At 67.0% G+C, this 24,388-nt stretch carries 23 protein-coding genes; 2 read left to right on the top strand and 21 right to left on the bottom strand.

The window, feature by feature from the left end; translation table 11 throughout:
* The first annotated feature begins 22 nt into the window (after positions 1–22).
* Both ACOYR3_RS11570 and ACOYR3_RS11565 read left to right on the top strand, forming a co-directional pair.
* Complete coding sequence (locus ACOYR3_RS11570) at positions 23–427, top strand: hypothetical protein (protein WP_422842537.1); 405 nt, start codon at positions 23–25, stop codon at positions 425–427.
* 26 nt (positions 428–453) lie between these two features.
* Positions 454–1,533 carry a DUF72 domain-containing protein gene (locus tag ACOYR3_RS11565; protein WP_422842536.1) on the top strand — a complete coding sequence of 360 codons (1,080 nt, stop codon included), beginning with the start codon at positions 454–456 and terminating at the stop codon, positions 1,531–1,533.
* A 49-nt stretch (positions 1,534–1,582) separates the two neighbouring features.
* Here ACOYR3_RS11565 and ACOYR3_RS11560 read toward each other — a convergent pair whose 3' ends face one another.
* From ACOYR3_RS11560 to ACOYR3_RS11460, 21 genes are all read right to left on the bottom strand, one after another.
* The gene (locus tag ACOYR3_RS11560; RefSeq protein ID WP_422842535.1) at positions 1,583–2,848 is read right to left on the bottom strand and encodes a multidrug effflux MFS transporter; all 1,266 of its coding nucleotides are present in this window, start codon (positions 2,846–2,848) and stop codon (positions 1,583–1,585) included.
* A gap of 66 nt (positions 2,849–2,914) precedes the next feature.
* Positions 2,915–3,937, bottom strand: coding sequence for a GGDEF domain-containing protein (locus ACOYR3_RS11555; protein WP_422842534.1), 1,023 nt, complete (start codon positions 3,935–3,937; stop codon positions 2,915–2,917).
* 221 nt (positions 3,938–4,158) lie between these two features.
* The gene (locus ACOYR3_RS11550; RefSeq protein ID WP_422842533.1) at positions 4,159–4,752 is read right to left on the bottom strand and encodes a methylated-DNA--[protein]-cysteine S-methyltransferase; all 594 of its coding nucleotides are present in this window, start codon (positions 4,750–4,752) and stop codon (positions 4,159–4,161) included.
* Positions 4,753–4,967: 215 nt separating this feature from the next.
* Positions 4,968–5,873 (bottom strand): SDR family oxidoreductase, encoded by a 906-nt coding sequence (locus tag ACOYR3_RS11545; protein ID WP_422842532.1) that lies wholly within the window; start codon positions 5,871–5,873, stop codon positions 4,968–4,970.
* A 223-nt stretch (positions 5,874–6,096) separates the two neighbouring features.
* Positions 6,097–7,032 (bottom strand): glutathione S-transferase family protein, encoded by a 936-nt coding sequence (locus tag ACOYR3_RS11540; RefSeq protein ID WP_422842531.1) that lies wholly within the window; start codon positions 7,030–7,032, stop codon positions 6,097–6,099.
* Positions 7,033–7,062: 30 nt separating this feature from the next.
* Positions 7,063–8,730, bottom strand: a complete 1,668-nt coding sequence (locus tag ACOYR3_RS11535) for an isovaleryl-CoA dehydrogenase (RefSeq protein WP_422842530.1) — start codon at positions 8,728–8,730, stop codon at positions 7,063–7,065.
* A 52-nt stretch (positions 8,731–8,782) separates the two neighbouring features.
* The gene (locus tag ACOYR3_RS11530) at positions 8,783–9,235 is read right to left on the bottom strand and encodes a GNAT family N-acetyltransferase (protein ID WP_422842529.1); all 453 of its coding nucleotides are present in this window, start codon (positions 9,233–9,235) and stop codon (positions 8,783–8,785) included.
* Positions 9,235–10,251: an NADP-dependent oxidoreductase gene (locus ACOYR3_RS11525; protein WP_422842528.1), complete on the bottom strand. Its 1,017-nt coding sequence runs from the start codon at positions 10,249–10,251 to the stop codon at positions 9,235–9,237. Before ACOYR3_RS11525 ends, ACOYR3_RS11530 begins: the two co-directional genes overlap by 1 nt.
* A gap of 98 nt (positions 10,252–10,349) precedes the next feature.
* Positions 10,350–10,781: a PaaI family thioesterase gene (locus tag ACOYR3_RS11520; protein ID WP_422842527.1), complete on the bottom strand. Its 432-nt coding sequence runs from the start codon at positions 10,779–10,781 to the stop codon at positions 10,350–10,352.
* 133 nt (positions 10,782–10,914) lie between these two features.
* Positions 10,915–11,706 carry an SDR family oxidoreductase gene (locus ACOYR3_RS11515; RefSeq protein WP_422842526.1) on the bottom strand — a complete coding sequence of 264 codons (792 nt, stop codon included), beginning with the start codon at positions 11,704–11,706 and terminating at the stop codon, positions 10,915–10,917.
* A gap of 180 nt (positions 11,707–11,886) precedes the next feature.
* Entirely contained in the window at positions 11,887–12,099 is a 213-nt protein-coding gene (locus ACOYR3_RS11510; RefSeq protein WP_422842525.1) for a hypothetical protein, read from the bottom strand.
* Positions 12,099–13,952 carry an acyl-CoA dehydrogenase gene (locus ACOYR3_RS11505; RefSeq protein WP_422842524.1) on the bottom strand — a complete coding sequence of 618 codons (1,854 nt, stop codon included), beginning with the start codon at positions 13,950–13,952 and terminating at the stop codon, positions 12,099–12,101. Before ACOYR3_RS11505 ends, ACOYR3_RS11510 begins: the two co-directional genes overlap by 1 nt.
* Positions 13,953–14,000: 48 nt before the next feature.
* Positions 14,001–14,477, bottom strand: coding sequence for a hypothetical protein (locus ACOYR3_RS11500; RefSeq protein ID WP_422842523.1), 477 nt, complete (start codon positions 14,475–14,477; stop codon positions 14,001–14,003).
* A 198-nt stretch (positions 14,478–14,675) separates the two neighbouring features.
* A complete protein-coding gene (locus ACOYR3_RS11495) occupies positions 14,676–15,182 on the bottom strand; it encodes a PaaI family thioesterase (protein ID WP_422842522.1) in 507 nt (168 codons plus the stop codon).
* A gap of 3 nt (positions 15,183–15,185) precedes the next feature.
* Entirely contained in the window at positions 15,186–16,361 is a 1,176-nt protein-coding gene (locus tag ACOYR3_RS11490; RefSeq protein ID WP_422842521.1) for an acetyl-CoA C-acyltransferase, read from the bottom strand.
* A gap of 201 nt (positions 16,362–16,562) precedes the next feature.
* On the bottom strand, positions 16,563–18,662 hold the full coding sequence (locus ACOYR3_RS11485; RefSeq protein WP_422842520.1) for a 3-hydroxyacyl-CoA dehydrogenase NAD-binding domain-containing protein: 2,100 nt from the start codon (positions 18,660–18,662) through the stop codon (positions 16,563–16,565).
* Positions 18,663–18,966: 304 nt separating this feature from the next.
* Complete coding sequence (locus ACOYR3_RS11480) at positions 18,967–19,662, bottom strand: ABC transporter ATP-binding protein (RefSeq protein ID WP_422842519.1); 696 nt, start codon at positions 19,660–19,662, stop codon at positions 18,967–18,969.
* A 93-nt stretch (positions 19,663–19,755) separates the two neighbouring features.
* On the bottom strand, positions 19,756–20,541 hold the full coding sequence (locus ACOYR3_RS11475) for an ABC transporter ATP-binding protein (RefSeq protein ID WP_422842518.1): 786 nt from the start codon (positions 20,539–20,541) through the stop codon (positions 19,756–19,758).
* A gap of 2 nt (positions 20,542–20,543) precedes the next feature.
* Positions 20,544–21,863: a branched-chain amino acid ABC transporter permease gene (locus tag ACOYR3_RS11470; protein WP_422842517.1), complete on the bottom strand. Its 1,320-nt coding sequence runs from the start codon at positions 21,861–21,863 to the stop codon at positions 20,544–20,546.
* 3 nt (positions 21,864–21,866) lie between these two features.
* On the bottom strand, positions 21,867–22,820 hold the full coding sequence (locus ACOYR3_RS11465) for a branched-chain amino acid ABC transporter permease (RefSeq protein ID WP_422842516.1): 954 nt from the start codon (positions 22,818–22,820) through the stop codon (positions 21,867–21,869).
* Positions 22,821–22,910: 90 nt separating this feature from the next.
* A complete protein-coding gene (locus ACOYR3_RS11460) occupies positions 22,911–24,146 on the bottom strand; it encodes a branched-chain amino acid ABC transporter substrate-binding protein (protein ID WP_422842515.1) in 1,236 nt (411 codons plus the stop codon).
* Positions 24,147–24,388: the final 242 nt, after the last annotated feature.

Here is a 24,388-nt window from a genome sequence, read left to right as displayed (position 1 = left end):
AATTCCCCCGCCGCCCACGCCCATGAACGCCCTCCCCTTCCCCATCCGCACCGAATGCCCGCCGGGCGCCTGCGTTTGCGACCGGGACGCCTTGCTGCAGAACCCCGGCGCCGACGCGCGCGTGCTGCAGCTCACGGTAACCGAGGAGAAAAAACTGCTGCAGCGGCTGGAGAACATCACCAGCCTGGCGGACCTGCGGCGGATGCAGGACCGCATGGAACAGCTGCTGGGCATCCGCGTGTCGATTGCGCCCAGCCCGAACGAGGTGCGCACGCTGCGCGGCATCACGATCCTGGTGCACGAGCAGCAGGGCCTGTGCCGCAAGACGCGGCAGGCCATTCCGGCCGCCATCAAGAAAGGCATGGAGCGGCAGCCGGAGATTGCGTTTGAGCTGCTCAACGAGGGCGGCCTGTTCTCGGGCTTGTAGACGCCCGGCCCCCTGCCCCCGCGCTCATGCAAGACGATCTGTTTGGCCCCGCGCCAGAGCCCCCAACCGCCGCCAAGCCCGCGGCGCCGCCCCCGCCTGAAGAGCGCGCGGCCGCCGAGCCCCGGGCGCGCCCCCGGCGGTCGGCGGGCGTGGTGTCCGCCGCGGCCGGCGACGAAGCGCTGCAGGCGCTGGCCCGGGCGCTGCCGCCGCAGTTGCGGCTGGGCACCTCGTCCTGGACCTACCCGGGCTGGAAAGGCCTGGTGTGGGAGGGCGAGCATTCCGCGCCCCAGCTGTCCAAGAACGGGCTGGCGGTGTATGCCCAGCACCCGCTGCTGCGCACGGTGAGCATTGACCGCAGCTTTTACCGCCCGCTCACGGCCAGCGAGTACGAACGCTATGCGTCGCAGGTGCCGGACGACTTCCGCTTTGTGGTCAAGGCGCCCAGCCTGGTCACCGATGCGCTGGTGCGCAGCGAAGAGGGCCGCGGCCGCCAGCCCAACCCGGCCTTTCTGAGCCCGGAGCTGGCCCGCACCGAATGTGTGGAGCCGGTGCTGCAGGGCCTGGGACACAAGCTGGGTGCGCTGGTGTTCCAGCTCAGCCCGCTGCCGCTGGCCGACCTGGACCGCCTGCCCGCGCTGCTGCAGCGGCTGCACGCCATGCTGCAAGCCCTGCCGCCCCTGGCCCCGCAGGCCCCGGACGGCGTGATCGCCGTGGAGGTGCGCGACCCCGAATGGCTGACGCCCGCGTTTGCCGCGGTGCTGCGCGAGGCGGGCACCACCTACTGCCTGGGCCTGCACGCCAAGATGCCGCCCCTGGCCGGGCAATTGCCGGTGCTGCGCGCGCTGTGGCCCGGGCCGCTGGTGTGCCGCTGGAACCTGAACCCGGTGCACGGCCCCTACGGCTACGAAGACGCCGAAACTCTGTACGCCCCCTACGACCGGCTGCACCACCCCGACCCGGACACGCGCGCCGCCCTGGCCGGCCTGGTCCGCGCGGTGACGCGCAGCGGGCAAAACGCCTTCGTCACCATCAGCAACCATGCCGAGGGCTGCGCGCCGCTGACGGTGCGTGCCCTGGCGCAAGCCACTGTGCAAAATTGCCCGTAGCCCTTACCCATAAAGCACAACAAGCTATCATTTCAATAGCAAGCCACTCTCACGATGCGCGCCCGCCCGCGTGTGGCCGGGCGGCACGGGGGCGGCCCAGCGTGGCCCAGGTCAGGGCCAGCCCCAGCAGCGCACCGCAGGCCATGCCCACCACCATGGGCAGCGGCTTGCCGGTGGCAAACACGCCCACCACCCCCATGGCCAGAGCGCCGATCAGCATCTGCAGCGTGCCCAGCAGCGCCGAGGCCGTGCCGGCGATGGCGCCGTGCTCCTCCAGCGCCAGCACCGAGGTGGTGGGAATCACCAGCCCCATGAGGCCGCTGGCCACGAAATACAGCGACAGCAGCATCGCCAGGCGGTCGCCGCCCGCCAGGTAGTACGCCAGCAGGGCCGCCATGACGGCGCCCGCCCCGCTCACAGCGGCCTTCACGGTGGCCACCAGCCCGAACCGGCGGCCCAGCCGCGCGGTGAACTGGGCCGCGGCGAAAAACGCCGCCGCGTTGACCGAAAACGCCAGGCTGTATTGCACCGGACTCAGCCCGTAGTGGTTGATGAGCACAAAGGGCGAGCCGGCCAGGTACACGAAAAACCCGGCCATGGAGCAGCCGCCAATGAACACCAGCCCCAGGAAATGCGTGTCGCGCAGCAGCAGCCAGTACCCCGACAGGGCGCTGGCGAGGCTGCTCTCCAGCCGGTCGGCGGGCAGGCGGGTTTCGGTCAGGCCGCGCGCCACCAGCAGCATGCCCGCCACAGCGGCCACTGCCACCGCCCAGAACACCCCGCGCCAGCCTGCCACGGCAATGACCCCGCTGCCCGCCAGCGGCGCCAGCAGCGGCGAGATGCTGAACACCAGCATCAGCAGCGACATCAGCCGCGCGGCCTCGGTGCCGGTGTGCAGGTCGCGCACCACCGCCCGCGGGATCGCCATGCCGGCGGCAGCGCCCAGGCCCTGCACGAAGCGCAGGGCCACCAGGGTGTGAATGTCGGTGGCCAGCGCGCACCCCGCGCTGGCCAGGGTGAACAGCGCCAGGCCGAAGTACAGCGGCGGCTTGCGCCCCACCATGTCCGACACCGGCCCGTAGAACAGCTGCCCGACGCCCAGCGCGATGAAGAACGCGGTCAGGCTCCACTGCACGGCGCCCACCTCGGCCCCCAGGCTGGCGCCGATGGCGGGCAACGCCGGCAGGTACATGTCGATGGCAAAAGGGCCGATGGCGGACAGCAGGCCCAGGATGAGGGCCGCCTTCAGAAAGCGGGAGAACGCGGACGGCGAGGCATCAGGAGACGAAGAAGCAGGGGAAGAAGTGGGATCCATACCCGGGCATTGTCGCCACACCCGCGGGCCCGGCGCTGCGGCCCCTTGCATGCCCCTGCGGGCCGCTCACTCCGGCGCCAGCTCGATGCGGTTGCGGCCGCTTTGCTTGGCGCGGTAGAGGGCGCGGTCCGCCCGGCGCACCAGTTCGGCGGGGGCCTGCTCGCGCCGGGGTACCAGACTGGCCACGCCGAAGCTCACGGTGACGATGCCCCACGGCGCCCCTTCGTGGGGCAGCGCCAGCGCAGCAATGGCCTGCCGGATGCGGTGCGCGACTTCCTCGGCCGCCGAAGGGCCGGTGGACGGCAGCAGCACCACGAACTCTTCGCCCCCGAAGCGCGCCACCACATCGCCCTCGCGGCCCCCGCCCGTCTGGGCCAGCGCCAGGGCCAGCGCCTGCAGGCAGGCATCGCCGGCCAGGTGGCCGTAGTGGTCGTTGAAATGCTTGAACACGTCCACGTCCAGCAGGATCAGCGCCAGCGGCGTTTGCGCACGCAGGGCGCGGGCCCACTCCTGTTCCAGCGCCTCGTCGAAGCGGCGCCGGTTGGCCAGGCCCGTCAGCGCGTCGGTATGGCTCAGCACCTGCAGCCGCTCGTTGGCCTGCGCCAGGGCCTGCGTGCGCTCCTCCACCAGGGCTTGCAGCTCCAGGTTGTGCTGGCGCAGCCGGGCCGCGGGGTAGACCTCGCCTTCGGGCGCATTGCCGTAGGGAATGGAGATGCTGCTGTGCGCGATCTTCCAGTCGCCGTCCTCCTGGCGGAACACCAGCACCAGGCGCGCCGTCTCGCGGGCAAATACGGGGTCCGGCTGCGGCAGGTGGATGTGGAAGAACGCGGTAACGGCCAGCACGTCCTCGCCCAAGTCCTGGGGGAACACCTCCAGGACCTCAATGCCGATGCGTTCGGGCACCTGGGCGAAGTCCTGCTGCGTGGTGCGAACCCACTCGGCGCGCGTCTTGACCAGCAGGTCGCTGCTGCCCGCAAAGCCGCTGAAGTTCTCGCTGAACCGGTCCAGCAGGCGCGTGTCCCGGGCGGCGTACATCTCGATGTATTCGTCGAACAGCAGACGGGCGAGCCGGTGGCGTTGCGGTGACATGGGCTGGTCCTCGTGTTCCGTGGCCGGTGGGGCACTGGGGTGGGCGCGCCGCTGCCGCTGGCCGCCCTGGCATGTGCACGGACATGGCGTGGCAGCGCGGTTCGGGGCGCTCGCAGGAATGTAGCACCGCCAACGCAGCACAGCGCAAAGACCGTGCAGCCGCGCGGCCGGGTGTGGACGCCGCCCCACACGGCGGGATTGCCGCCCCCAGACCTTCGGGCTTACCGCGGGTCGCCCAGCGCGCCGAACAGCGGCAGGGTTCCGCCGGGGCTTGCGCCCTCGATCTCCAGCATGCGCAGCTTGGTCAGCGCGCCGCCGCCGGCCGAGAAGCCGCCCGGCCGCCCGCCGGCCGCCAGCACCCGGTGGCACGGCACCACGGGCGCAAACGGATTCAGCCCCAGCGCCTGCCCCACCGCGCGCGCCAGGCCCAGGCTGCCCAGCTGCTGCGCCACGTCGCCATAGGTGCGGGTCTGCCCCGGCGCAATGGCCCGCGCAATGGCATAGACCTGCTGGTGAAAGGCGGGCACGCCCGACATGTCGAGCGGCACCTCCCGCAGGTCGCGGGGCTGCCCCGCCAGCAGGGCCTGGATACCCTGCACCGCGGCCAGCACGGGCGGGGGCAGCAGCCCGTCGGCCACGGCGGCGTCGCCCTGCAGGCACGGCGGCGGCAGCCCCCGCAGCAGGCGGCTGCGCGTGGCGGCGGGGTCGGCCTCGGGCAGTTGCACCGCGACGATGCCCGCCGGCCCCCAGGCAATGCCGCAGCTGCCCAGCGGCGTGGGGAACAGGTGGTGGCCGTATTCAGCAGGGTGTTGCACGCTACTATTTTGATAGCTGCTAGCGCTCTACCATAAAGCGCTGGAGGCCAATTTCACCTGATTGGCGACCTGCCTCAGACGCTTTCTCTTCCCCACCCGTTCGGGCTGAGCCTGTCGAAGCCTTGCACGCGCTCTGCAAGCCCTGGCTTCGACGGGCTCAGCCCGAACGGATGGAGTGGTATCTGAGACATGTAACTGATCAGGCAATTTCACTATCAATCCGCGCGCAGCGCTGCGCGCAACTGGGCGCCCAGCTCGGGCTTGGCGGCAAACGGGTCGGTGGGGTTGCGGCCCATCATCACGTCTTCCATGCGCGTCTGCACCGAGGCCAGCGCCTTGGAGTGGCTGTAGATGTAGAACTGGCCCTGGGCCGCCGCGTCGAACACCTTCTGCGCCACCTCGGCGGCCGTCACCTTGCCGCTGCCCACGGCCTTGTCGCTCATGGCCTGGCCGATGAGCTGGCTCTTGGTGGGCTTCTCGGCCGCCATGTCCTGCGGGCGGTTGCGGTGGCTCTGGTTGATGCCGGTGGGCACGAAGAACGGGCAGAGCACGCTGGCGCCGATCTGGTCGGTGATCAGCGACAAATCCTGGTACAGCGTCTCAGACAACGCCACCACGGCGTGCTTGCTCACGTTGTAGATGCCCATATTGGGCGCGGCCAGCAGGCCGGCCATGCTGGCGGTGTTGATGATGTGGCCGCGCCAGCTGGGGTCGGCCTTGGCCGCCGCCAGCATCATGGGAGTGAACAGGCGCACGCCGTGCACCACGCCCCACAGGTTCACGCCCAGCACCCATTCCCAGTCCTTGACCGAGTTCTCCCACACCAGGCCGCCCGCGCCCACGCCGGCGTTGTTGAAGACCAGGTGCGGTGCGCCAAAGCGCTGCTGCACGTCGGCGGCCAGCTGCTCCATCTGGGCGGCGCTGGACACGTCCACCTTGCGCGCCAGCACCTGGGCGCCTGCCGCCTGCATCTCGGCGGTGGCGGCGTCGAGCGCGTCCTGCTGCACATCGACCAGCACCAGGTTCATGCCCAGGCGGGCGCCAATGCGCGCGCATTCCAGGCCAAAGCCCGAGCCTGCGCCGGTGAGGACGGCGGTTTTGCCGGCAAAGTTGTCGATCATGTTGAGGGTCTCCTTGGGTAATGTGGCTTTTGCTGAATGAGCGGAATGAACGAATTGCGGGTGCCGGGCTGTTCTTCAACCGTTCGCCCTGGGCTTGCCGAAGGGCGTGCCCGCAGCAAGCCCAGGCTTCGACAGGCTCAGCCCGAACGGTCGGGGGCGGATTGCTGGCGCGGGACGATTCGGCGTGATCCGTGCAACGTGCGGTGCCGTGGACGGGCGTCCTTCAGGGCGCCACGGCTTTCAACACGTACCCGATGCGAGGGAAATGCACATGCACGGTTCCCGCGCGCGGGTCCGTGCGCCGCAGCGTGTAGCGGGTGCGCGTGGCGGCGATCAGCTCGCCCTCGGTGGGTTCGGTGCCAAAGCTCTCGGCGGCAATCGTGACCTGGCTGCCCAGGGGAATGCCGTGCTCGTCCTGGAACACGTCGTCCGCCAGCGGCAGCGGGTCCATGCCGGCGGCCACGGTGATGGCGTCTTGCGCGCTGAACTTTTCCATGCGGCCATGGCCCAGGGCGGCGATGCGGTCCATCCATTCCAGCACCGCAGGCGTGTTGGTGAAGATGTCCATCATCACCGGCACGCACTGGCGCGTGAACCACAGCGGGTGGTAGGCGGCAAAGTCGGCCAGGCAGGGTTCGGCGCCGAACAGAAAGTCGTGCTCTTCCACCATGTTGGCAATGCGGCGCAGGTACGAGCGGTACGCCACGGCAGCATCGGGCGCGCGCAGGCGCTGCATGCCGGTGCTCATGGCGCGGCGGTCGTCGCTGAAGGCCTGCGCTGCCGCGGGCGGCAGGTTGGCAAACAGCACGGCAGCGCCCTTGGGCTGCAGGTTGTAGGCCATGGCGGCCCAGAACAGCGTGGTGTCGGCCCACTGCGCGAACACGCGCGCGACGCCCTTCAAGTGCGGCGGGTACAGCACCGGCTCGGGCTGCTCGTGCTCCAGCACATCGCAGATCAGGGCCGAGTCGCAGTAGATGTCGGCGCCGATCTGCAGGAACGGCGTCTTGCGGTAGCCGCCCGTCAGCGCCACCACATCGGGCTTGGGCATGACGCTGGGGATGATGACGGACTTCCAGGCCAGTTGCTTGAAGCCGAGCACGGCGCGGATCTTTTCCGAGAACGGCGACGAGGGGTAGTGGTGCAGGATGAGGTGGGACATCGGGTTCTCCACGATTTCGGAAGGGGTGCGTCAGGCCGGGAGTGCGCGGACCAGGAGGGTGTCGAAATCCACGCCCGCCCCCAGCGTGCCAAAGCTGTGGCCCCAGTCGCCGGCCAGGCGCGAATCGCAGAAGGCGCCGAACACGGCGGCGGGTGCGCTGCGAAACAGCAGCGCCGCCTGCACGGCCAGGGCCACGTCCTGCGCCAGGCGGCGGGCCTCGGCCTCGGTGGTCATGGCGTCCACGCGCAGGGGCAGTGCAGCGGCCAGGCGGTCCAGCGCCGGGTGGGCGCCGCGGGCGGGGGCCAGCTCGTCGGCCAGGGCGGCGGCGGTGTCGGCACGGCGCACGGCGCGCAGCAGGTCCAGCGCCATGATGTTGCCCGCGCCCTCCCAGATGGAGTTGAGCGGCATCTCGCGATAGATGCGGGCCATCACGCCCTCGCCGCCCTCTTCCACATAGCCGTTGCCGCCCAGGCATTCCATGGCCTCTTGGGCAAACACGCTGCCGCGCTTGCACACCCAGAACTTGGCCACGGGCGTGAGCAGGCGGGCCATCACCGCCTCGTGCTCGCTCTTGTCCTTGTGGTCAAAAGCGCTGGCAAGTCTGATGGACAAAGCGGTAGCCGCTTCACTTTCGAGAGCAAGATCGGCCAGCACGTTGCGCATCAGCGGCTGCTCGATGAGCTTTTTGCCAAAGGCCGAGCGCTGGCGCGTGTGGTGCAGCGCAATGCTGAGCGCCTGCCGCATGAGGCCGCTGGTGCCCAGGGCGCAATCGAGCCGCGTCATGGTGCCCATCTCCAGGATCTGCGCCACGCCCCGGCCTTCCTCGCCCACGCGCCAAGCCATCGCGTCGATGAATTCGACCTCGGAGCTGGCGTTGGCGTGGTTGCCCAGCTTGTCTTTCAGGCGCTGGATGCGGAGGGCGTTCACGGTGTCGTCCGGCAGCACGCGCGGCAGGAAGAAGCAGGTGAGCCCGCCGGGCGCTTGCGCCAGGACGAGGAACGCATCGCACATCGGGGCGGAAAAGAACCACTTGTGCCCCGTCAGCCGATAGCGCGCGCCCCAGGCATCGTCGCCGTCGGGCAGGGCCTGGGTGGTGTTGGCGCGCACGTCCGATCCGCCCTGCTTCTCGGTCATACCCATGCCCATGGTGAGCGCGGATTTCTGCGAGAACAGCGCCAGACGCGGGTCGTACTGCGTACTGGTCAAGCCTTTGTTCCAGTCGGCCCACACGGCGCCATTGCCCCGCAAGGCAGGCGTGACGGCGTAGCTCATGGACACGGGGCAGAGGATGGACGGCTCGGCCTCGGTGAACAGCATGAAGCCCGCCGCCCGCTCCACATGCGCATGGCCCGTGTCCTGGCGCGACCAGGGCGTGGCATGCAGGCCGTGGCGCAACGCCGCGCCCATCAGCGCGTGGTAGCTGGGGTGGAACTCCACCACGTCCGTGCGGTGGCCGAAGCGGTCGTGCGTGCGCAGCTGCGGCTGGTGCGTGTTCGCAAGCCGTGCATGCGTCTGCATCTCGGCCGACCCCATCTCCGCGCCCAGCGCAGCCAGGCCCGCCAGCGGCAACGCGGGAGCCTGCAGGCGCAGGGCATCCTGCAGCGGCCGGTTGGCGGTGAACAGGTTCACGTCCACCCACGGCGTGCTCTGGTTGAAGACGTCATGGGTACGCGCCAGGGTGGCGGTGGGCAAGGTCATGTCGGCTCCTTCGCGGGTGGGTGGGGTGAGTGGTCGAGGGGCTGCGGCGGTGTCAGCCCGCCCTTCTCAGCATTTCAATGTGGGGAATGTCGTCTTCCAGGTACTCGTCGGACACCGCCTCAAAACCCAGGCTGCCGTAAAACCCCTGCAGGTGCGCCTGTGCGCTGATGCGGATGTCCCGGCCCGGCCAGGCCTGGCTGCAACGGGCAATGCCCTCCTGCATCAGCGCCCGGCCCGTGCCATTGCCACGCGCCTCCTTGGCGGTGACCACGCGGCCGATGGAGGGCTCGGGGTAGTTCACGCCCGGGTCCACCACGCGCAGGCAGGCTTGCAGCACGCCCGTCTCGTCGTAGCCCAGCAGGTGGTGCGATTGCTTGTCGGCACCGTCCGGGTCCTGGTACGGGCCCTGCTCCAGGATGAAGACCTTGCAGCGCAGGGCCAGGGCGTCATGCAGCGCATGCACGCCCAGGTCATCAAAGCGGGCCCAGGTCCACTTCAGCATCATCAGATCAGCTTGACCAGTTGCTTGCCAAAGTTCTTGCCCTTGAGCAGGCCCAGGAAGGCCTCGGGCGCAGCCGCAATGCCTTGTGCAATGGTTTCGCGCGGGCGCAGCTTGCCGGTGCCCACCAGCGTGCCCAGCTCCTTGAGCGCGTCGGGCCAGACTTCCATGTGTTCGCTCACGATGAAGCCCTCGACCTTCATGCGGTTGATGAGCATGAGCGCGGGGTTGGCCATGGGCAGCGGTGCGCCGTCGTAGCCAGCGATCATGCCGCACAGGGCGATGCGGCTGAAGGCGTTCATGCGCAGCATCACGGCGTCCATGATCCAGCCGCCCACGTTCTCGAAGTAGCCGTCGATGCCGTTGGGGCAGGCTTCCTTCAGCGCCTTGGACATCGCCTTCACGTCGCTGTGTTCCTTGTAGTCAATGCAGGCGTCAAAGCCCAGCTCTTCCACGGCGTACTTGCACTTGTCGGCACCGCCCGCAATGCCCACCGCGCGGCAGCCCCGGGCCTTGGCGAGGGCGGCAAAGGCGCTGCCCACGGCGCCGGTGGCGGCGCTCACCACCACGGTGTCGCCGGCCTTGGGGGCAATGATCTTGACCAGGCCGTACCAGGCCGTGACGCCGGGCATGCCCACGGCGCCCAGGTAGTGCGACAGCGGCACATGGGTGGTGTCGACCTTGCGCAGCGCGCCGGGCTGGTCGGCATCGACCACGCTGTACTCCTGCCAGCCGCCCATGCCCACCACCTTGTCGCCCACGGTGTACTTGGGGTGCTTGCTCTCGGCCACCTCGCCCACGGTGCCGCCGATCATCACCTCGCCCAGCGGCTGGCTGGCGGCGTAGCTCTTGCTCTCGTTCATGCGGCCGCGCATGTAGGGGTCCAGGCTCAGGTAGTGGTGGCGCACCAGCACCTGGCCGTCTTGCAGCGCAGGCGTGTCTACCGCCACCAGCTTGAAGTTGCTGGCCACGGCCTCGCCCTGGGGGCGGTTGTCGAGAAGGATTTGTTGGTTGCGGGGCATGGAAGAACTCCTTCGGAAATGCCGTTGAATACTATATTTTTGATAGCTGCCAGCGCTTATACAGCAAGCGCCAGAGCCATTTTTTACCTAAATTCCACTCAGTCAGTGGAAATGACCTTGAGGTCATTCACGCTGCGGCCGTCCACCGGCAGGCGCTTGACGTACTTGAACGTGCCGGTGGCGTGACAACACGCCCTGCCCTGGGCGTCATAAATCGTGCCCTCGGTAAAAGCCAGCGTGGCCGTGCGGTGGATCAGGCGCCCCTTGGCCACCAGCGGCCCGCGCGCAGGCTGCATGAAGCTGGTCTTCATCTCGATGGTGACCACGCCCAGCTCCGGCGTGTCGCTGCGCGCGGCCGTGGCCATGGTCACGTCGAGCAGCGTCATCGACGCGCCGCCGTGCGTCACGTCAAACGAGTTCATGTGCTCGGGCCGGGCCTCGTAGCGCAGCTCCGACTCGCCGCCCTCCATGTGGTGCAGCGTGAAGCCCAGGTGGCTGACAAACGGAATCTTGACACCGAAACTTTTCAAGGGATTTCCTCAGAACAGGGACATCAATGCACTCATAGCCGTTCACGCTGAGCCTGTCGAAGTGCCGCGCGAGGCTTCGACAGGCTCAGCCCGAACGGTGTTTGAGACAACCCCAACTCAACGAATCAACGATTCAACCACCAGTGACGATGCTGACGCCACCATCCACCGCCAGCCACTGGCCGGTGATGTGCTTGCCCGCGTCCGACGCGTACAGCGCGCACAGGCCCTTCAGGTCCTCGTCGTCGCCCAGGCGGCCCAGCGGGGCGTGCGCGGCCAGGGCTTCCTCGCCCATGGCCTTGAGCGTACCCACCGTCATCTTGCTGGGGAAGAACCCCGGGCAGATAGCGTTGACGCGGATGCTGTACTTGCCCCATTCGGCCGCCAGCGCGCGGGTGAAGTTGATCACGGCGCCCTTGGACGTGTTGTAAGCGATGGTGTTCATGCCCTTGGGGTTGCCGCCCAGGCCGGCGATGGACGCCACGTTGATGATGCTGCCGCCCCGTCGGGCGATCATGCTGTGCTTGGCGATGTGCTGGGAGAGGATGAAGTAGCCGCGCACGTTCAGGTTCATCACCTTGTCCCAGGCCTCGACGGGATGGTCTTCGGCGGGCGCGCCCCAGGCGGCGCCCGCGTTGTTGACCAGGATGTCCACGTGGCCCAGGCGCTCCAGGGTTTCGTCGGCCAGGCGGCGGATGTCTTGCTCGTTGGCGCAGTCGGCAGCGATCCAGCGCGCATCGATGCCGGCGGCCTGCAGGTCGGCGGCGGCTTCTTCCAGGTCGGACGCCTTGCGCGAGCTGAGCACGATCTTGGCGCCCGCCTCGCCCAGCGCATGGGCCAGCTGCAGGCCCAGGCCGCGCGAGCCGCCGGTCACGAGGGCCGTTTTGCCGGTGAGGTCAAACAATTGCTGGATGGTGCGGGTCATGGGGTATGTCTCCTTGGGTTGGTAGGTCGGTAGCACGGTGCAGGCGGGCGGTGGCGCCGCCGGCAAACCATCACGAAAAAGCTCAGCTGCGCGGCCATTGTGCGGCGCAATGGCGGCCGCGCGTGTCACGGGGGTGTCGGGCCTCGCTGCGGTCACGGCGGCGGGATGGCCCGGCGGGTGTCACGGCGCGCCGTCCTCCCGCAGGCGGGACCGCACAGCAATCAGCACCACGCCCGCCAGGGTGACTGCGCCGCCGCCAGCGCCCAGGGCCCAGCCCAGGGCGTCGCTGCCCGCGCGGGCCGTGGCAATGCCCAGCACCAGCCCAAACAACCCGCCGTAGATCAGTACCCACACCAGGCGGTCCAGGCGCTTGAGCGCATGCGCAGACGCCATCAGAAGGCCTCTTCCGGGAACGTTGCGCACGTCGCGTCGCGCGTGCTCACCACCTGCAGCCAGGCGCCGATCTTGGGCAGCTCGTAATGGAAGAAGTAGCGCATCGCGCCCATGCGGCCGACGCTGGCGGGCTGCGCCAGCGCGGCGTCACGGGCTTGCGTGGCCAGCGCCAGGTCCAGCCACACCCAGGCCAGCACCGTGTGGCCGAAGGCCTGCATGTACGGCACGGCATTGGCCAGCGCCTCGGCCGGCTGGCCGGTGGCCCAGGCCGCCTTGGTGGCGGCGCCCACGTCCTGCAGGGCCTTGCCCAGCGCGTTGGCATGGGAGGCCAGCGCGGGCACCTGGATCGCGCGCTCGATGGTGGCGTTGATGCGCGCGGCCAGCAACTGCAGCCCGCGGCCATTCTCCATGAGCACCTTGCGGCCCAGCAGGTCCATGGCCTGGATGCCGTGCGTGCCCTCGTGGATCATGTTCAGGCGGTTGTCGCGCCAGTACTGCTCCACCGGAAAGTCGCGCGTGTAGCCGTAGCCGCCGTGGATCTGGATGGCCAGCGAGTTGGCCTCCAGGCAGAACTCGCTGGGCCAGCTCTTGGCGATGGGCGTGAGCACTTCCAGCAGCAGGCGCGCCTCGTCGGCCGATGCCGCGTCGCCCGTGTGCTGCTCGTCCACCAGCTTCGCACAGAACAGGTTGAGCGCCAGCGCGCCTTCGCCATACGACTTCTGGGCCAGCAGCATGCGCTTGACGTCAGCGTGCTCAATGATGCGCACCTGGGGCTGGGCCGCGTCCTTGACCACGGCCGCAGCGCCGTCCTTGGGCCCTTGCACCGGGCGGCCCTGCGGGCGGTTCCTGGCGTAGTCCAGGCTGGCGTAGTAGCCGGCCAGGCCGAGCATGGTCGCGGCCATGCCGATGCCGATGCGCGCCTCGTTCATCATGTGGAACATGCAGGCCAGGCCCTTGCCGGGCTGGCCCACCAGGTAGCCCACGGCGCCGGCCTTGCCGTCCACCGGGAACCTGCCCTCGCCAAAGTTGAGCAGCGTGTTGGTGGTGCCGCGCCATCCCAGCTTGTGGTTCAGGCCCGCCAGCGCCACGTCGTTGCGCACGCCCGTCAGCTGGCCCTGCGTGTCCACCAGCTTCTTGGGCACGATGAACAGCGAGATGCCGCGCGTGCCCGGCACCAGCTTGCCGTCCGGCCCGGGGATCTTGGCCAGCACCAGGTGCACGATGTTCTCGGTGAGCTCGTGGTCGCCCGAACTGATCCACATCTTGTTGCCCGTGAGGCGGTAGCGCGGGCCGAGCGGATCGCTCTCATAGCCCTCGCCATCGGGCACGGCGCGCGTGGCCACGTCCGACAGGGACGAGCCCGCCTGCGGCTCCGACAGGCACATGGTGCCCGCCCAGCGGCCGTTGAACTCGTTGAGGGCAAACACCTCTTTCTGCAGCGCCGTGCCGTGCGCCATCAGCAGGTTGGCGTTGCCCGAGGTGAGCAGGTTGGAGCCGATGCTGATGGAGGCCGCCGCAAAGAAGCTGTTGGCCGCCGCTTCCACGGCGTAGGGCAGCTGCATGCCGCCGATCTCGTAGTCCTGCGCGGCCGACAGCAGGCCGGATTCCGCATAGGCCTTGAGCGCCTCGTAGGTGGCCTGGGGCAGGATCACCTTCTCGCCGTCGAAATGCGGCTCCTCGGTGTCCACCGTGCGGTTGAACGGCGCGTATTTCTCGCGCGCGATGCGCTCGCAGGTGTCCAGCACAGCGTCAAAGGTCTCGCGCGAATGGTCCGCGAAGCGCTCGCGGGCCGTAAGGCCCTCGGCACGCAGCCAGTCGTAGAGCAGGAAGTCGAGCGTGGAACGCAGGGTCATGAGGTCTCCTTGAATGCGGCCCGCCCGACCTCCTGCACAAGGCGAAGGTCAGCGAACGGGCAGCGTGATGTTCTTGAAACACCAGTAATCCAGGTCCGAATCGGGCCGGGGCTGGCAATTGGCCTCTCCAAGCTGCAGGCGCTTGGCACCGGCAGGGAGCGGGGGGAAAGTGATCTTCAGGAGCTTGGTGCGGCCCGGCTGGACGGTGTCCATCTTGCCGCCACACAGCGTGAGGCCGCTGACGGTGCGCTGGGGCAGCACCGTGCCGCTGTCCAGGTCCTTGAGCGTGAAAGCCTCGGTCGAACCGGTGCGGTGCGCGCAGGCCTCAAAGGACTCGCCGGTGGAGTTCTTCAGGAGCAGCGTGACGCGGGTCTGCTGGGCATCGATCACGATCTCCTGCAGCACCACATCGGCATCCGTCTCCAGCGGCTGCTGCAGCCTGAAGCTCTGGGCATGGGCTGCGCAGGCCACGGCCAGCGCAGACAGTGCGGTGAAAAATCGAAGGGCAGACAAGGTGTGGCGCATGGAACAACGGTCCGGTGAAGGTCAAGAGAACGGCAGAGGTACCCGGGAAGGACGGCTCCGGCATCTGCCGGGCCGGCAACCGCGGCGGATTCTGCCCCCGGCACCACACGCCCCGGGGCGCGGCACCCCTTCCCCGCAGTAACAATTTGCAACCCGCTTCCCGACCTCCAGTACCGGCTTCAATGCACTACAACGCCATCAGCCGCGCGCCGCCGCGGGCGCAGCACCTTCGCCCGCGGTGTCCGATGCGCCTGCGGGCAGCGCGGCAATGGTGCCCTGCGCCACGGCGCAGAGCTTTTCCTGCCCCTGCTGCACGGCATACACCTCGCAGCGGCACACGGCCTGGCTCTTGCCGTGGTGCACCGCCTCGGCACGCGCCACCAGCCGCTCGCCCAGGGCCGGGCGCACGTAGTTGATCTTGAACTCGGAGGTAACCACCGGCACTTGCATGGCCGTACCGCCAGCATAGGTGAGCGCGTTGTCGGCCAGGTAGCTCACCACCCCGCCGTGCGCAAAACCGTGCTGCTGGCGCAGTTGCGGCGCAAGGGCCAGGCCCAGCTCGCACCGCCCCGGCGCCAGCGCCAGAAGCTCGGCCCCCAGCAGCACGCTGAAGGGCTGGTTGGCCAGCACCTCCCGGCCCAGCGCCAGGAAGGCGTCGGGCGAGGCGATGCCGGAGCGCATGTCGGTGGGACGCTCCGAGTCCATGGCTCAGAACACCTCGAAGATGCCGGCCGCGCCCATGCCGCCGCCGATGCACATCGTGACGCAAACGCGCTTGGCGCCGCGGCGCTTGCCTTCGATGAGGGCATGGCCCGTGAGGCGCTGGCCGGACACGCCGTAGGGGTGGCCCACGGCAATCGCGCCGCCGTTCACGTTCAGGCGGTCTGCGGGAATGCCCAGCTTGTCGCGGCAGTAGATCACCTGCACGGCAAAGGCTTCGTTCAGCTCCCACAGGTCGATGTCATCGACCTTGAGGCCCAGCTTCTTGAGCACCTTGGGCACGGCAAACACCGGGCCGATGCCCATTTCGTCCGGCTCGCAGCCGGCCACCGCAAAGCCGAGGAAGCGGCCCAGGGGCTTGAGGCCCTTCTGGCTGGCGTACTGCTCGCTGGTCACCACGCAGGCACCGGCCCCGTCGGAGAACTGGCTGGCGTTGCCGGCCGAGATCAGGCCGCCGGGCAGCGCGGAGCGCAGGCCACGGATGGCCTCCACCGTCGTGCCTTCGCGGGTGCCTTCGTCCTTGCTCACCGTGACCTGCTTGGTGATCAGGCCCAGGGTCTTGTCGGCCACGCCGGCCGTGACGGTGATGGGGGCGATCTCCGCGTCGAACAGGCCGGCCGCCTGCGCTGCGCAGGCTTTTTGCTGGCTGGCCGCGCCGTATTCGTCCATGGCTTCGCGGGTGATGTTGTAGCGCTTGGCCACCTGTTCGGCGGTCTGCAGCATGCTCCAGTAGATCTCGGGCTTTTGCTTGGCCAGCGCCAGGTCCTGAATCATGTGCAGGTTCATCTCCTGCTGCACGCAGGAGATGCTTTCAACGCCGCCAGCCACGAAGACGTCGGCCTCGCCCGCGATGATGCGCTGGGCTGCCATGGCAATGGTCTGCAGGCCGGACGAGCAGAAGCGGTTGATGGTCACGCCCGAGGTGGTGATGGGCAGGCCGGCCTTCAGCGCAATCTGGCGGGCAATGTTGCTGCCCGTGGCGCCTTCAGGCGTGGCGCAGCCCATGAGGACGTCGTCCACATCGGCGCCGTCGATGCCGGCGCGCTGCACGGCGTGCTGCACGGCATGGCCGCCCAGCGTGGCGCCATGGGTCATGTTGAAGGAGCCCTTCCAGCTTTTGGCAAGCGGCGTACGGGCGGTGGAAACAATCACTGCGGAGGTCATGGAAATTCCTTTATTCGGTGAACGGTGTGCGCGCCTGGTGCTTCGCTTCGTCAATGAGCTTACAAATGAAATTGATGCGTTCTCGTGCCAGGCAAGGCGCAAACCGCAGTCATAGCAACGCTATGACGAGGATTTGCAACGCAACATGGTGCGAGAAGGCGCGATGTCATGTACGCGATTTGGCGAAGCGAAGTACCTGACTTACTGGAAGGCCTTGCCTTCGGCGGCGAGCTTGGCCAGCAGGGGCGCGGGCTTCCAGGCGTTGGCGTCGTCCATGGGGTTTTGCGCAAAGCGGTTCATGGCCTGCACCACGTTGAACAGGCCCACTTCGCTGGCGTAGTGCATGGGGCCGCCACGGTGGATGGGGAAGCCGTAGCCGGTCAGGTACACCATGTCGATGTCGCCGGACTTGCTGGCGATGCCCTCTTCCAGGATCTTGGCGCCTTCGTTCACCAGCGCGAACACCAGGCGCTGCACGATCTCTTCGTCCGAAATCTTGCGCGGCGTGACGCCCAGGGCCTTGCGGTGGTCCTCAATCATCTTGTTCACGACGTCGCTCGGGATCGCGTCGCGCTTGCCGGCCTGGTAGTCGTACCAGCCCGCACCGGTCTTCTGGCCGAAGCGGCCCATCTCGCACAGCAGGTCAGCGGTCTTGCTGTACTTCATGTCGGGCTTTTCGGTATAGCGGCGCTTGCGGATGGCCCAGCCGATGTCGTTGCCGGCCAGGTCGCCCATGCGGAACGGGCCCATGGCGAAGCCGAACTTCTCGATGGCCTTGTCCACCTGCTGGGGCGTGGCGCCTTCGTCCAGCAGGAAGCCGGCTTGCTGGCTGTAGCGCTCGATCATGCGGTTGCCGATGAAGCCATCGCACACGCCCGAAACCACAGCGGTCTTCTTGATCTTCTTGCCCACGGCCATCACGGTGGCCAGCACGTCCTTGGCCGTCTGCTTGCCCCGCACCACTTCCAGCAGCTTCATCACGTTGGCGGGGCTGAAGAAGTGCATCCCCACCACGTCCTGCGGACGCTTCGTGAACGAGGCGATCTTGTCCACGTCCAGCGTGGAGGTGTTGGAGGCCAGGATGGCACCGGGCTTGGCCACGGCGTCCAGCTGCTTGAACACGGCTTCCTTCACGCCCATCTCTTCGAACACGGCCTCGATGATGAGGTCGCAGTCCTTGAGGTCGTCATAGCTCAGCGTGGTGCTCAGCAGGGCCATGCGCTGGGCGTATTTGTCTTCCTTGAGCTTGCCCTTCTTCACCTGGGCTTCGTAGTTCTTCTGGATGGTGCCGATGCCGCGGTCCAGGGCTTCCTGCTTCATCTCCAGGATCTTGACGGGGATGCCAGCGTTCAGGAAGTTCATGGCAATGCCGCCGCCCATGGTGCCCGCACCGATCACGCCCACCTGCTTGATGTCGCGCTTGGGGGTGTCCGAAGGCACGTCCGGAATCTTGCTGGCGGCGCGCTCGGCCATGAACAAGTGGCGCAGCGCGCGCGACTCGGGCGTCCACATCAGGTTGATGAAGATCTCGCGCTCGACCAGCATGCCCTCGGCGAATTTCTTCTTGGTGGCCGCTTCCACGGCGTCCACGCACTTGGCGGGCGCGGGGAAGTTCTTGGCCATGCCCTTGACCATGTTGCGCGCGAACTGGAAGTACGCGTCACCCTCGGGGTGCTTGCAAGGAAGGTTGCGCACCAGGGGCAGTGGACGTGCGTCGGCCACGCTTTGCGCAAAGGCCAGGGCTTCCTCGGCCAGCGACTCGGCTGACGCGGACATCTTGTCGAACAGCTTCTGGCCGGGCACGGCGCCGATCATCTCGCTCTTGACGGGCTCGCCGCTCACGATGAGGTTGAGCGCGGCTTCCACGCCAATCACGCGCGGCAGGCGCTGCGTGCCGCCCGCGCCGGGAATCAGGCCCAGCTTGACCTCGGGCAGCGCAATGGCGCAGCCAGGCGCGGCAATGCGGTAGTGGCAGCCCAGGGCCAGTTCCAGGCCGCCGCCCATGGCCACGGTGTGCACAGCGGCAACGACCGGCTTGGCCGAGTTTTCCACCGCCAGGATCACGGACAGCAGATTGGGCTCCTGCAGCGACTTGTCGGTGCCGAACTCCTTGATGTCCGCACCGCCCGAGAACGCACCACCCGCGCCCGTGATGACGATGGACTTCACGGCGGCATCCGCATTGGCACGGGCGAGACCGTCCACGATACCTTGGCGGGTGGCCAGGCCCAGCCCGTTGACGGGCGGGTTGACCATGGTGATCACGGCAACGGAGCCGTGGACTTTGTATTCAGCGGTCATGGTGCTGTTGTTCCTTGGAAAATAGAAAAAGAACGGTCGTGCGATTTTTTATTTTAGAGACTTCGCCATGCTTTGACAGTGTCAATTTGTCCCCGGCGGGACAAGGGCGTTTCAGACACTCCGTGACGAGCCAACCGCGAGCAAAAAGAATGGGGGTCACCGAAGGCCGGGCACCTCAGTGGATCGCGAGAGAAGGGGCTGTGCCGCGGCTCCAGGCCTGCCTGCGCAGGCCTGGGCGGCAACGAAGCGCTGCCGACTCTGGCGGCTGCACCGAGGCGCGCAGCGCCTCAGGGGGATCGCCCTTCTAAACCTCCAGCCACTCCTTGCGGGTGTAGCTGTCGGCGCGCAGGCTGTCCGGCGTGCCTTCAAAGACGATGGCACCGTGGCCCATGACCAGGGCACGGTCCGATATCTTCATGGCGATGGTGAGCTTCTGCTCGATGAGCAGCACCGAGATGCCGCGGGCCTTGATGGTCTGCAGGTACTCGCCCACCAGCTCCACGATCTTGGGCGCCAGCCCTTCGGTGGGCTCGTCGATGATGATGAGGTCGGGGTCGCCCATCAGCGTCCGGCACAGGGTCAGCATCTGCTGCTCGCCGCCCGACATCACGCCCGCTTCGGTGTGCTGGCGCTCCTTCAACCGGGGAAACATGGCGTACATGTCGTCAAAGGACCAGCGGCTGCCCTTGCCATTGCCCTTTTGCCCCAGCATCAGGTTCTGGTGCACGGTCAGGTTGGGAAACACGTCACGGCTTTCGGGCACGTAGCCCAGCCCCAGGTGGGCGATCTCGTAGGCCTTCTTGCCGTTGAGGGACTGGCCCTTCCATTGCACCGTGCCTTCCCAGTCGACTAGGCCCATGATGGCCTTGGCGGTGGTGGAGCGGCCCGAGCCGTTGCGCCCCAGCAGCGCCACGATCTCCCCGGGCTGGATGCCGAAGGTGACGCCATGCAGCACATGGCTCTTGCCGTAATAGGCGTGGAGGTTCTCGATTTTCAGCATGTGACGACTCCCGCGCCGGCGTGGGCGGGCTGGCACGCGCGCAAGGCGCGGGAAGACGGGGCGGCAAGGCGCAGGGAACGAAGGTTGCGCATGTCAGTGCCCCCCGCCCTGCTCGTGCGCGACGACCGAGCCGAGGTACGCCTCCTGCACGCGCTGGTTGGCGCGCACCTTGTCGGGCGTATCAAAGGCAATCACCTCGCCATAGACCACGACGGCGATCTTGTCCGCCAGCCCGAACACCACGCCCATGTCATGCTCCACCGTGAGGAGGGTGCGCCCCTCGGTCACTTCCTTGATCAAGTGGATGAAGCGGGTGGTTTCGCTCTTGCTCATGCCGGCCGTGGGCTCGTCCAGCAAGATCACGTTGGCCCCGCCTGCGATGGTGATGCCGATCTCCAGCGCCCGCTGCTCCGCGTAGGTGAGGTTCATGGCCAGGGTGTCGCGCTTCTTGTCGAGCTTGATCATCTCCATGAGCTGCCGCGCACGCTCGTTGGCGTCGTGCAGGTTCGACAGAAAGCGCAGGAACGTGTACTTGTAGCCCATGCTCCACAGCACGCCGCAGCGCAGGTTCTCGAACACCGACAGCTTGGGAAAGATGTTCGTGATCTGGAAGCTGCGCGAGAGGCCGCGGCGGTTGATCTCGTAGGGGGGCATTCCGTTGATGCGCTGGCCGTTGAGGATCACGTCGCCGCTCGTGGGCGCGAAGCGCCCGCTGATCAGGTTGAACAGCGTGGACTTGCCCGCGCCGTTGGGCCCGATGATGGCCACCCGTTCTCCCGGGGCCACGGCCAGGTTGGCGCCGCGAATGATCTCCGTCTTGCCGAAGCTCTTGCGCAGGTCGCGCAGTTCGAGCGCGTAGGTTGCGTTGTCAGCCGCCATGGTCACTGAGCCTCTCCCCGCTTGATTTCATGTTCGATTTCTTCCTGGATGGAGCCCCACTGGCGCACAAACTGGCGGCGGCACAGCTCAAAGAGACCGAAGCCCGTGACCACCACAAAAATGGCGCCAAACCAGCTCGCAAAGCTCTTGGCGTTCAGGGTGGCGCCCAGGAACGGCAGCTCCGGCCCCAGGGCTGCATTGAGTTGCAGGTGGTAGGTCATCTCGACCATGCAGGCCGCGCCCAGCACCCCCACCAGGCCCGTGCCCGCCAAGGCCAGGTAGGACACCCACAGCCCGCGCAGCTTGCCGAATTTGGCCAGGCGCAGGTTCATCATGATCAGGCTGGCGATGCCGCCCGGCGCATACATCACCATGAACAGGAACACCAGGCCCAGGTACAGCAGCCAGGCCTTGGACAGCTCCGACAACAGCACCGACGCGATCACCAGCAGCACCGCACCGATGATGGGGCCGAAGAAGAACGTCGCGCCGCCCAGGAAGGTGAACAGCAGGTAGCCGCCCGAGCGGACCACGCTCAGGCTGTCAGCGCCGGTGATGATCTCGAAGTTGATGGTGGCCAGCCCCCCGCCGATGCCCGCGAAGAAGCCGGCGATGATGAACGCGAAGTAGCGCACCCGCTGCGTGTTGTAGCCGATGAACTCCACCCGCTCGGGGTTGTCGCGCACCGCGTTGAGAATGCGGCCCAGCGGCGTTCCGGTGAAGGCAAACATCGCCGCGGTGCAAACAAAGCAGTACGCAGCAATCAGGTAATACACCTGGATCGCAGGCCCGAAGGTCAGGCCCAGCAGCGGCGTGCCGTACACCCGGTCAGTGGTGATGCCGCCCTCGCCGCCAAAGAACTCGGGAAACATCAGCGCCATGGACGCGACGAGCTCGCCAATGCCCAGGGTGATCATCGCGAAGGTCGTGCCCGACTTCTTGGTGGTGACGAAGCCCAGCACGATGGCGAAGAACGCCCCCGCCAAGCCACCCACCAGCGGAATCAGCACCAGGGGAATGTTGACGGTCCCCTTGGTGGCCATGTTCATGGCGTGGATGGCAATGAACGAGCCGAGCCCCGTGTAGACCGCGTGCCCGAAACTCAGCATCCCGCCCTGCCCCAGCAGGATGTTGTAGGACAAGCAGATGATGATGAGGTAGCCGATCTGCGACAGCATGGTCAGCGCCAGGCTGCTGCGAAACAGCATGGGGGCCACGATGAGCAGCACGGCAAACAGGGTCCAGATGACAAAGCGGCCGACATTAAACGGCTTGAACCGGTAGTACGGCGTGGACGCCGAGGATGGTGTGGAAGTGGTCATGGGTCAGTCCTCCCGGGTACCCAGCAGGCCCTTGGGGCGGAAGATCAGGATCAGCACGAGGAACAGGTACGGCAGGATGGGCGCGACCTGGGAAATCGTGAGCTTGAGAAGCGGGTAGCCGAAGGTCTGGTCGGTCACGGCTACGCCCGCGGCCTGGAACACATTGATCAGCGAGTAGTCCAGCGCCACCGCAAAGGTCTGCACCAGCCCGATCAGCAGCGACGCCAGGAAGGCGCCCGCCAGCGAGCCCATGCCGCCCACCACCACCACCACGAAGATGATCGAACCCACCGATGCCGCCATGGCCGGCTCGGTGACATAGGTGTTGCCGCCAATCACGCCGGCCAGGCCGGCCAGCGCCGCGCCACCGCCAAACACCAGCATGAACACGCGGGGCACGTTGTGGCCCAGCGCCTCCACCATTTCCGGGTACTTGAGCGCGGCCTGGATCACGAGGCCGATGCGCGTGCGCGTCAGCAGCAGCCACACCGACACCAGCATGAGCAACGCCACCAGCATCACGAACGAGCGCGACTTGGGAAACTGCGTGCCGTACAGCGAGAACAGCGGCCCTTGCAGCTGCGTCGGCAGGCCATAGGGCACGGTCGAGCGGCCCCACACCAGCTGGACGACTTCCAGGATCAGGTAGGACAACCCGAAGGTGACCAGCAGTTCCGGCACGTGGCCGAACTTGTGCACCCGGCGCAGGCAGTACCGCTCGAACGCGGCGCCCAGCGCGAAGACCACCAGGGGAGCGATCACCAGCGCCGGCCAGAACCCCACGACGCCCGAGATGGTGAACGCAAAGTAGGCGCCCAGCATGTAGAAGCTGGTGTGCGCAAAGTTGAGCACGCCCATCATGCTGAAGATCAGCGTGAGGCCCGAGCTCAGCATGAACAGCAGAAGCCCGTAGCTCACGCCGTTCAGCAAAGAGATCACGAAAAACTCAAGATTCATTGCAATTTTTCATCACAAGGGGTGAAAAAAAGGCCCGAGCAGGTCGGGCCTCGAAGCGCCAGTGCGGGGACCAGGGCCTGGGCGTCCAGGTCAGGAGGGACGCTTCATCTGGCACGACGTGGGCGTGCTGGCCACGTAGGGCTCGTAGTACTTCACCGGAACGAAGGTGTAGCCAGTGTTCTCCGAGTCGATCGGGTACTTGCCGCCGGCCTTCTCCCACTTGGAGATGAACAGGCCTTGCTGCAGCTGGTGATCGGTCTTGCGCATCTCGACTTCGCCGTTGAAGCTCTTGAACTTCATTCCTTCAAAGACCGCCGCCACCTTGACCGGGTCGGTGGACTTGGCCTTGGCAAAGCCTTCCGACAGCATCGTGAAGGCGTGGTACACGGCGCCGGTGTACATGTCGTCGTTGAACTTCTTCTTGTAGTCCACCACGATCTTGTTGATCTCGCCGGGCAGGTTCATGTGGGCGTAGGCCACCATGTACACGCGGCCTGCAGCCGCCGCGCCCATGGCGGTGGGGCTGCCCGTAACCGAGCCGTAGTAGGTGTAGAAGTTGACGTTGTTCAGGCCTGCGTCGTTGGCGGCCTTGATAAGCAGCGCCAGGTCGGAGCCCCAGTTGCCGGTGATCACGCTGTCGGCCCCGGACTGCTTGATCTTGGCGATGTAGGGAGAGAAGTCACGCACCTGCGCCAGGGGGTGCAGGTCGTCGCCCACGAACTGCACGTCCGGGCGCTTGCGCTGCATCATTTCCTTGGCGTACTTGGACACCTGGTGCCCGTGCGAATAGTTCTGGTTGATGAGGTAGACCTTCTTGACCTCGGGCATGTCCTTCATGTACGTGGTCAGGGCTTCCATCTTCATGGAGGTGTCCGCATCCAGCCGGAAGTGCCAGTAGCTGCACTTGCTGTTGGTGAGGTCGGGGTCCACCGCCGCATAGTTGAGGTACACCACTTCCTTGCCGGGGTTGCGGGCGTTGTGCTTTTCCAGCGCGTCGATGATAGCCAGCGCCGGGCCCGACCCGTTGCCTTGCACCACGTAGCGCGCACCCTGGTCCATGGCAGAGCGCAGGGCGCTGGTGGTTTCCTGCGGGCTGAGCTTGTTGTCGATGCCGATGATCTCGAACTTGACGCCCGCCGCGTTCTTCTTGTTGAACTCTTCCGCGATGAACTGGAAGCTCTTGAGCTGGTTCGTTCCCACGGCCGCCATCAGGCCCGAAAGCGGGTCCAGCCAGGCGATTTTCACCGTCTCACCTTTTTGAGCGAACGCGCCGCTAGCGCTCGCCAGGACTACCGATGCCGCTACAGCCTTAATAGCAAATTTCATGGTCTTGTCTCCTTGTGAATCGATATGAACGCAGCGTACCGCGTTGCAACAAAGCAATGCTCAGGGATTGCCCCTACCAGCGTCACCCACGCGACTGAACCCCATCCCCCGGGAGGCGCTGCGGGCCTTCCCCCGCGTGCAATGCCCGGGGAAAGAACGCACCCAGTGGCCCGGCGAAGCCGGTGCCACGGGCGCGCGGGCCTGGTCTGCGCCAGGCTCCATGGCCGTGACCGTGACCGTGA

It is taken from the genome of Acidovorax sp. M2(2025) (assembly GCF_049330835.1).
GTDB lineage: Bacteria > Pseudomonadota > Gammaproteobacteria > Burkholderiales > Burkholderiaceae_C > Acidovorax.
Note: the sequence above shows the minus strand (reverse complement) of the source record. Positions and strands in the feature narration are given on the sequence as shown.

What these genes read in the sequence shown, in the direction of transcription:
- ACOYR3_RS11505 (WP_422842524.1), bottom strand. Translation starts at nt 13,952, where the DNA reads ATGACCCTGCGTTCCACGCTCGACTTCCTGCTCTACGACTGGCTGCGT.
- ACOYR3_RS11560 (WP_422842535.1), bottom strand. Translation starts at nt 2,848, where the DNA reads ATGGATCCCACTTCTTCCCCTGCTTCTTCGTCTCCTGATGCCTCGCCG.
- ACOYR3_RS11525 (WP_422842528.1), bottom strand. Translation starts at nt 10,251, where the DNA reads ATGCCCCGCAACCAACAAATCCTTCTCGACAACCGCCCCCAGGGCGAG.
- ACOYR3_RS11470 (WP_422842517.1), bottom strand. Translation starts at nt 21,863, where the DNA reads ATGACCACTTCCACACCATCCTCGGCGTCCACGCCGTACTACCGGTTC.
- ACOYR3_RS11465 (WP_422842516.1), bottom strand. Translation starts at nt 22,820, where the DNA reads ATGAATCTTGAGTTTTTCGTGATCTCTTTGCTGAACGGCGTGAGCTAC.
- ACOYR3_RS11570 (WP_422842537.1), top strand. Translation starts at nt 23, where the DNA reads ATGAACGCCCTCCCCTTCCCCATCCGCACCGAATGCCCGCCGGGCGCC.
- ACOYR3_RS11545 (WP_422842532.1), bottom strand. Translation starts at nt 5,873, where the DNA reads ATGATCGACAACTTTGCCGGCAAAACCGCCGTCCTCACCGGCGCAGGC.
- ACOYR3_RS11485 (WP_422842520.1), bottom strand. Translation starts at nt 18,662, where the DNA reads ATGACCGCTGAATACAAAGTCCACGGCTCCGTTGCCGTGATCACCATG.
- ACOYR3_RS11495 (WP_422842522.1), bottom strand. Translation starts at nt 15,182, where the DNA reads ATGGACTCGGAGCGTCCCACCGACATGCGCTCCGGCATCGCCTCGCCC.
- ACOYR3_RS11515 (WP_422842526.1), bottom strand. Translation starts at nt 11,706, where the DNA reads ATGACCCGCACCATCCAGCAATTGTTTGACCTCACCGGCAAAACGGCC.
- ACOYR3_RS11540 (WP_422842531.1), bottom strand. Translation starts at nt 7,032, where the DNA reads ATGTCCCACCTCATCCTGCACCACTACCCCTCGTCGCCGTTCTCGGAA.
- ACOYR3_RS11480 (WP_422842519.1), bottom strand. Translation starts at nt 19,662, where the DNA reads ATGCTGAAAATCGAGAACCTCCACGCCTATTACGGCAAGAGCCATGTG.
- ACOYR3_RS11565 (WP_422842536.1), top strand. Translation starts at nt 454, where the DNA reads ATGCAAGACGATCTGTTTGGCCCCGCGCCAGAGCCCCCAACCGCCGCC.
- ACOYR3_RS11530 (WP_422842529.1), bottom strand. Translation starts at nt 9,235, where the DNA reads ATGATGCTGAAGTGGACCTGGGCCCGCTTTGATGACCTGGGCGTGCAT.
- ACOYR3_RS11475 (WP_422842518.1), bottom strand. Translation starts at nt 20,541, where the DNA reads ATGGCGGCTGACAACGCAACCTACGCGCTCGAACTGCGCGACCTGCGC.
- ACOYR3_RS11555 (WP_422842534.1), bottom strand. Translation starts at nt 3,937, where the DNA reads ATGTCACCGCAACGCCACCGGCTCGCCCGTCTGCTGTTCGACGAATAC.
- ACOYR3_RS11510 (WP_422842525.1), bottom strand. Translation starts at nt 12,099, where the DNA reads ATGGCGTCTGCGCATGCGCTCAAGCGCCTGGACCGCCTGGTGTGGGTA.
- ACOYR3_RS11500 (WP_422842523.1), bottom strand. Translation starts at nt 14,477, where the DNA reads ATGCGCCACACCTTGTCTGCCCTTCGATTTTTCACCGCACTGTCTGCG.
- ACOYR3_RS11535 (WP_422842530.1), bottom strand. Translation starts at nt 8,730, where the DNA reads ATGACCTTGCCCACCGCCACCCTGGCGCGTACCCATGACGTCTTCAAC.
- ACOYR3_RS11460 (WP_422842515.1), bottom strand. Translation starts at nt 24,146, where the DNA reads ATGAAATTTGCTATTAAGGCTGTAGCGGCATCGGTAGTCCTGGCGAGC.
- ACOYR3_RS11490 (WP_422842521.1), bottom strand. Translation starts at nt 16,361, where the DNA reads ATGACCTCCGCAGTGATTGTTTCCACCGCCCGTACGCCGCTTGCCAAA.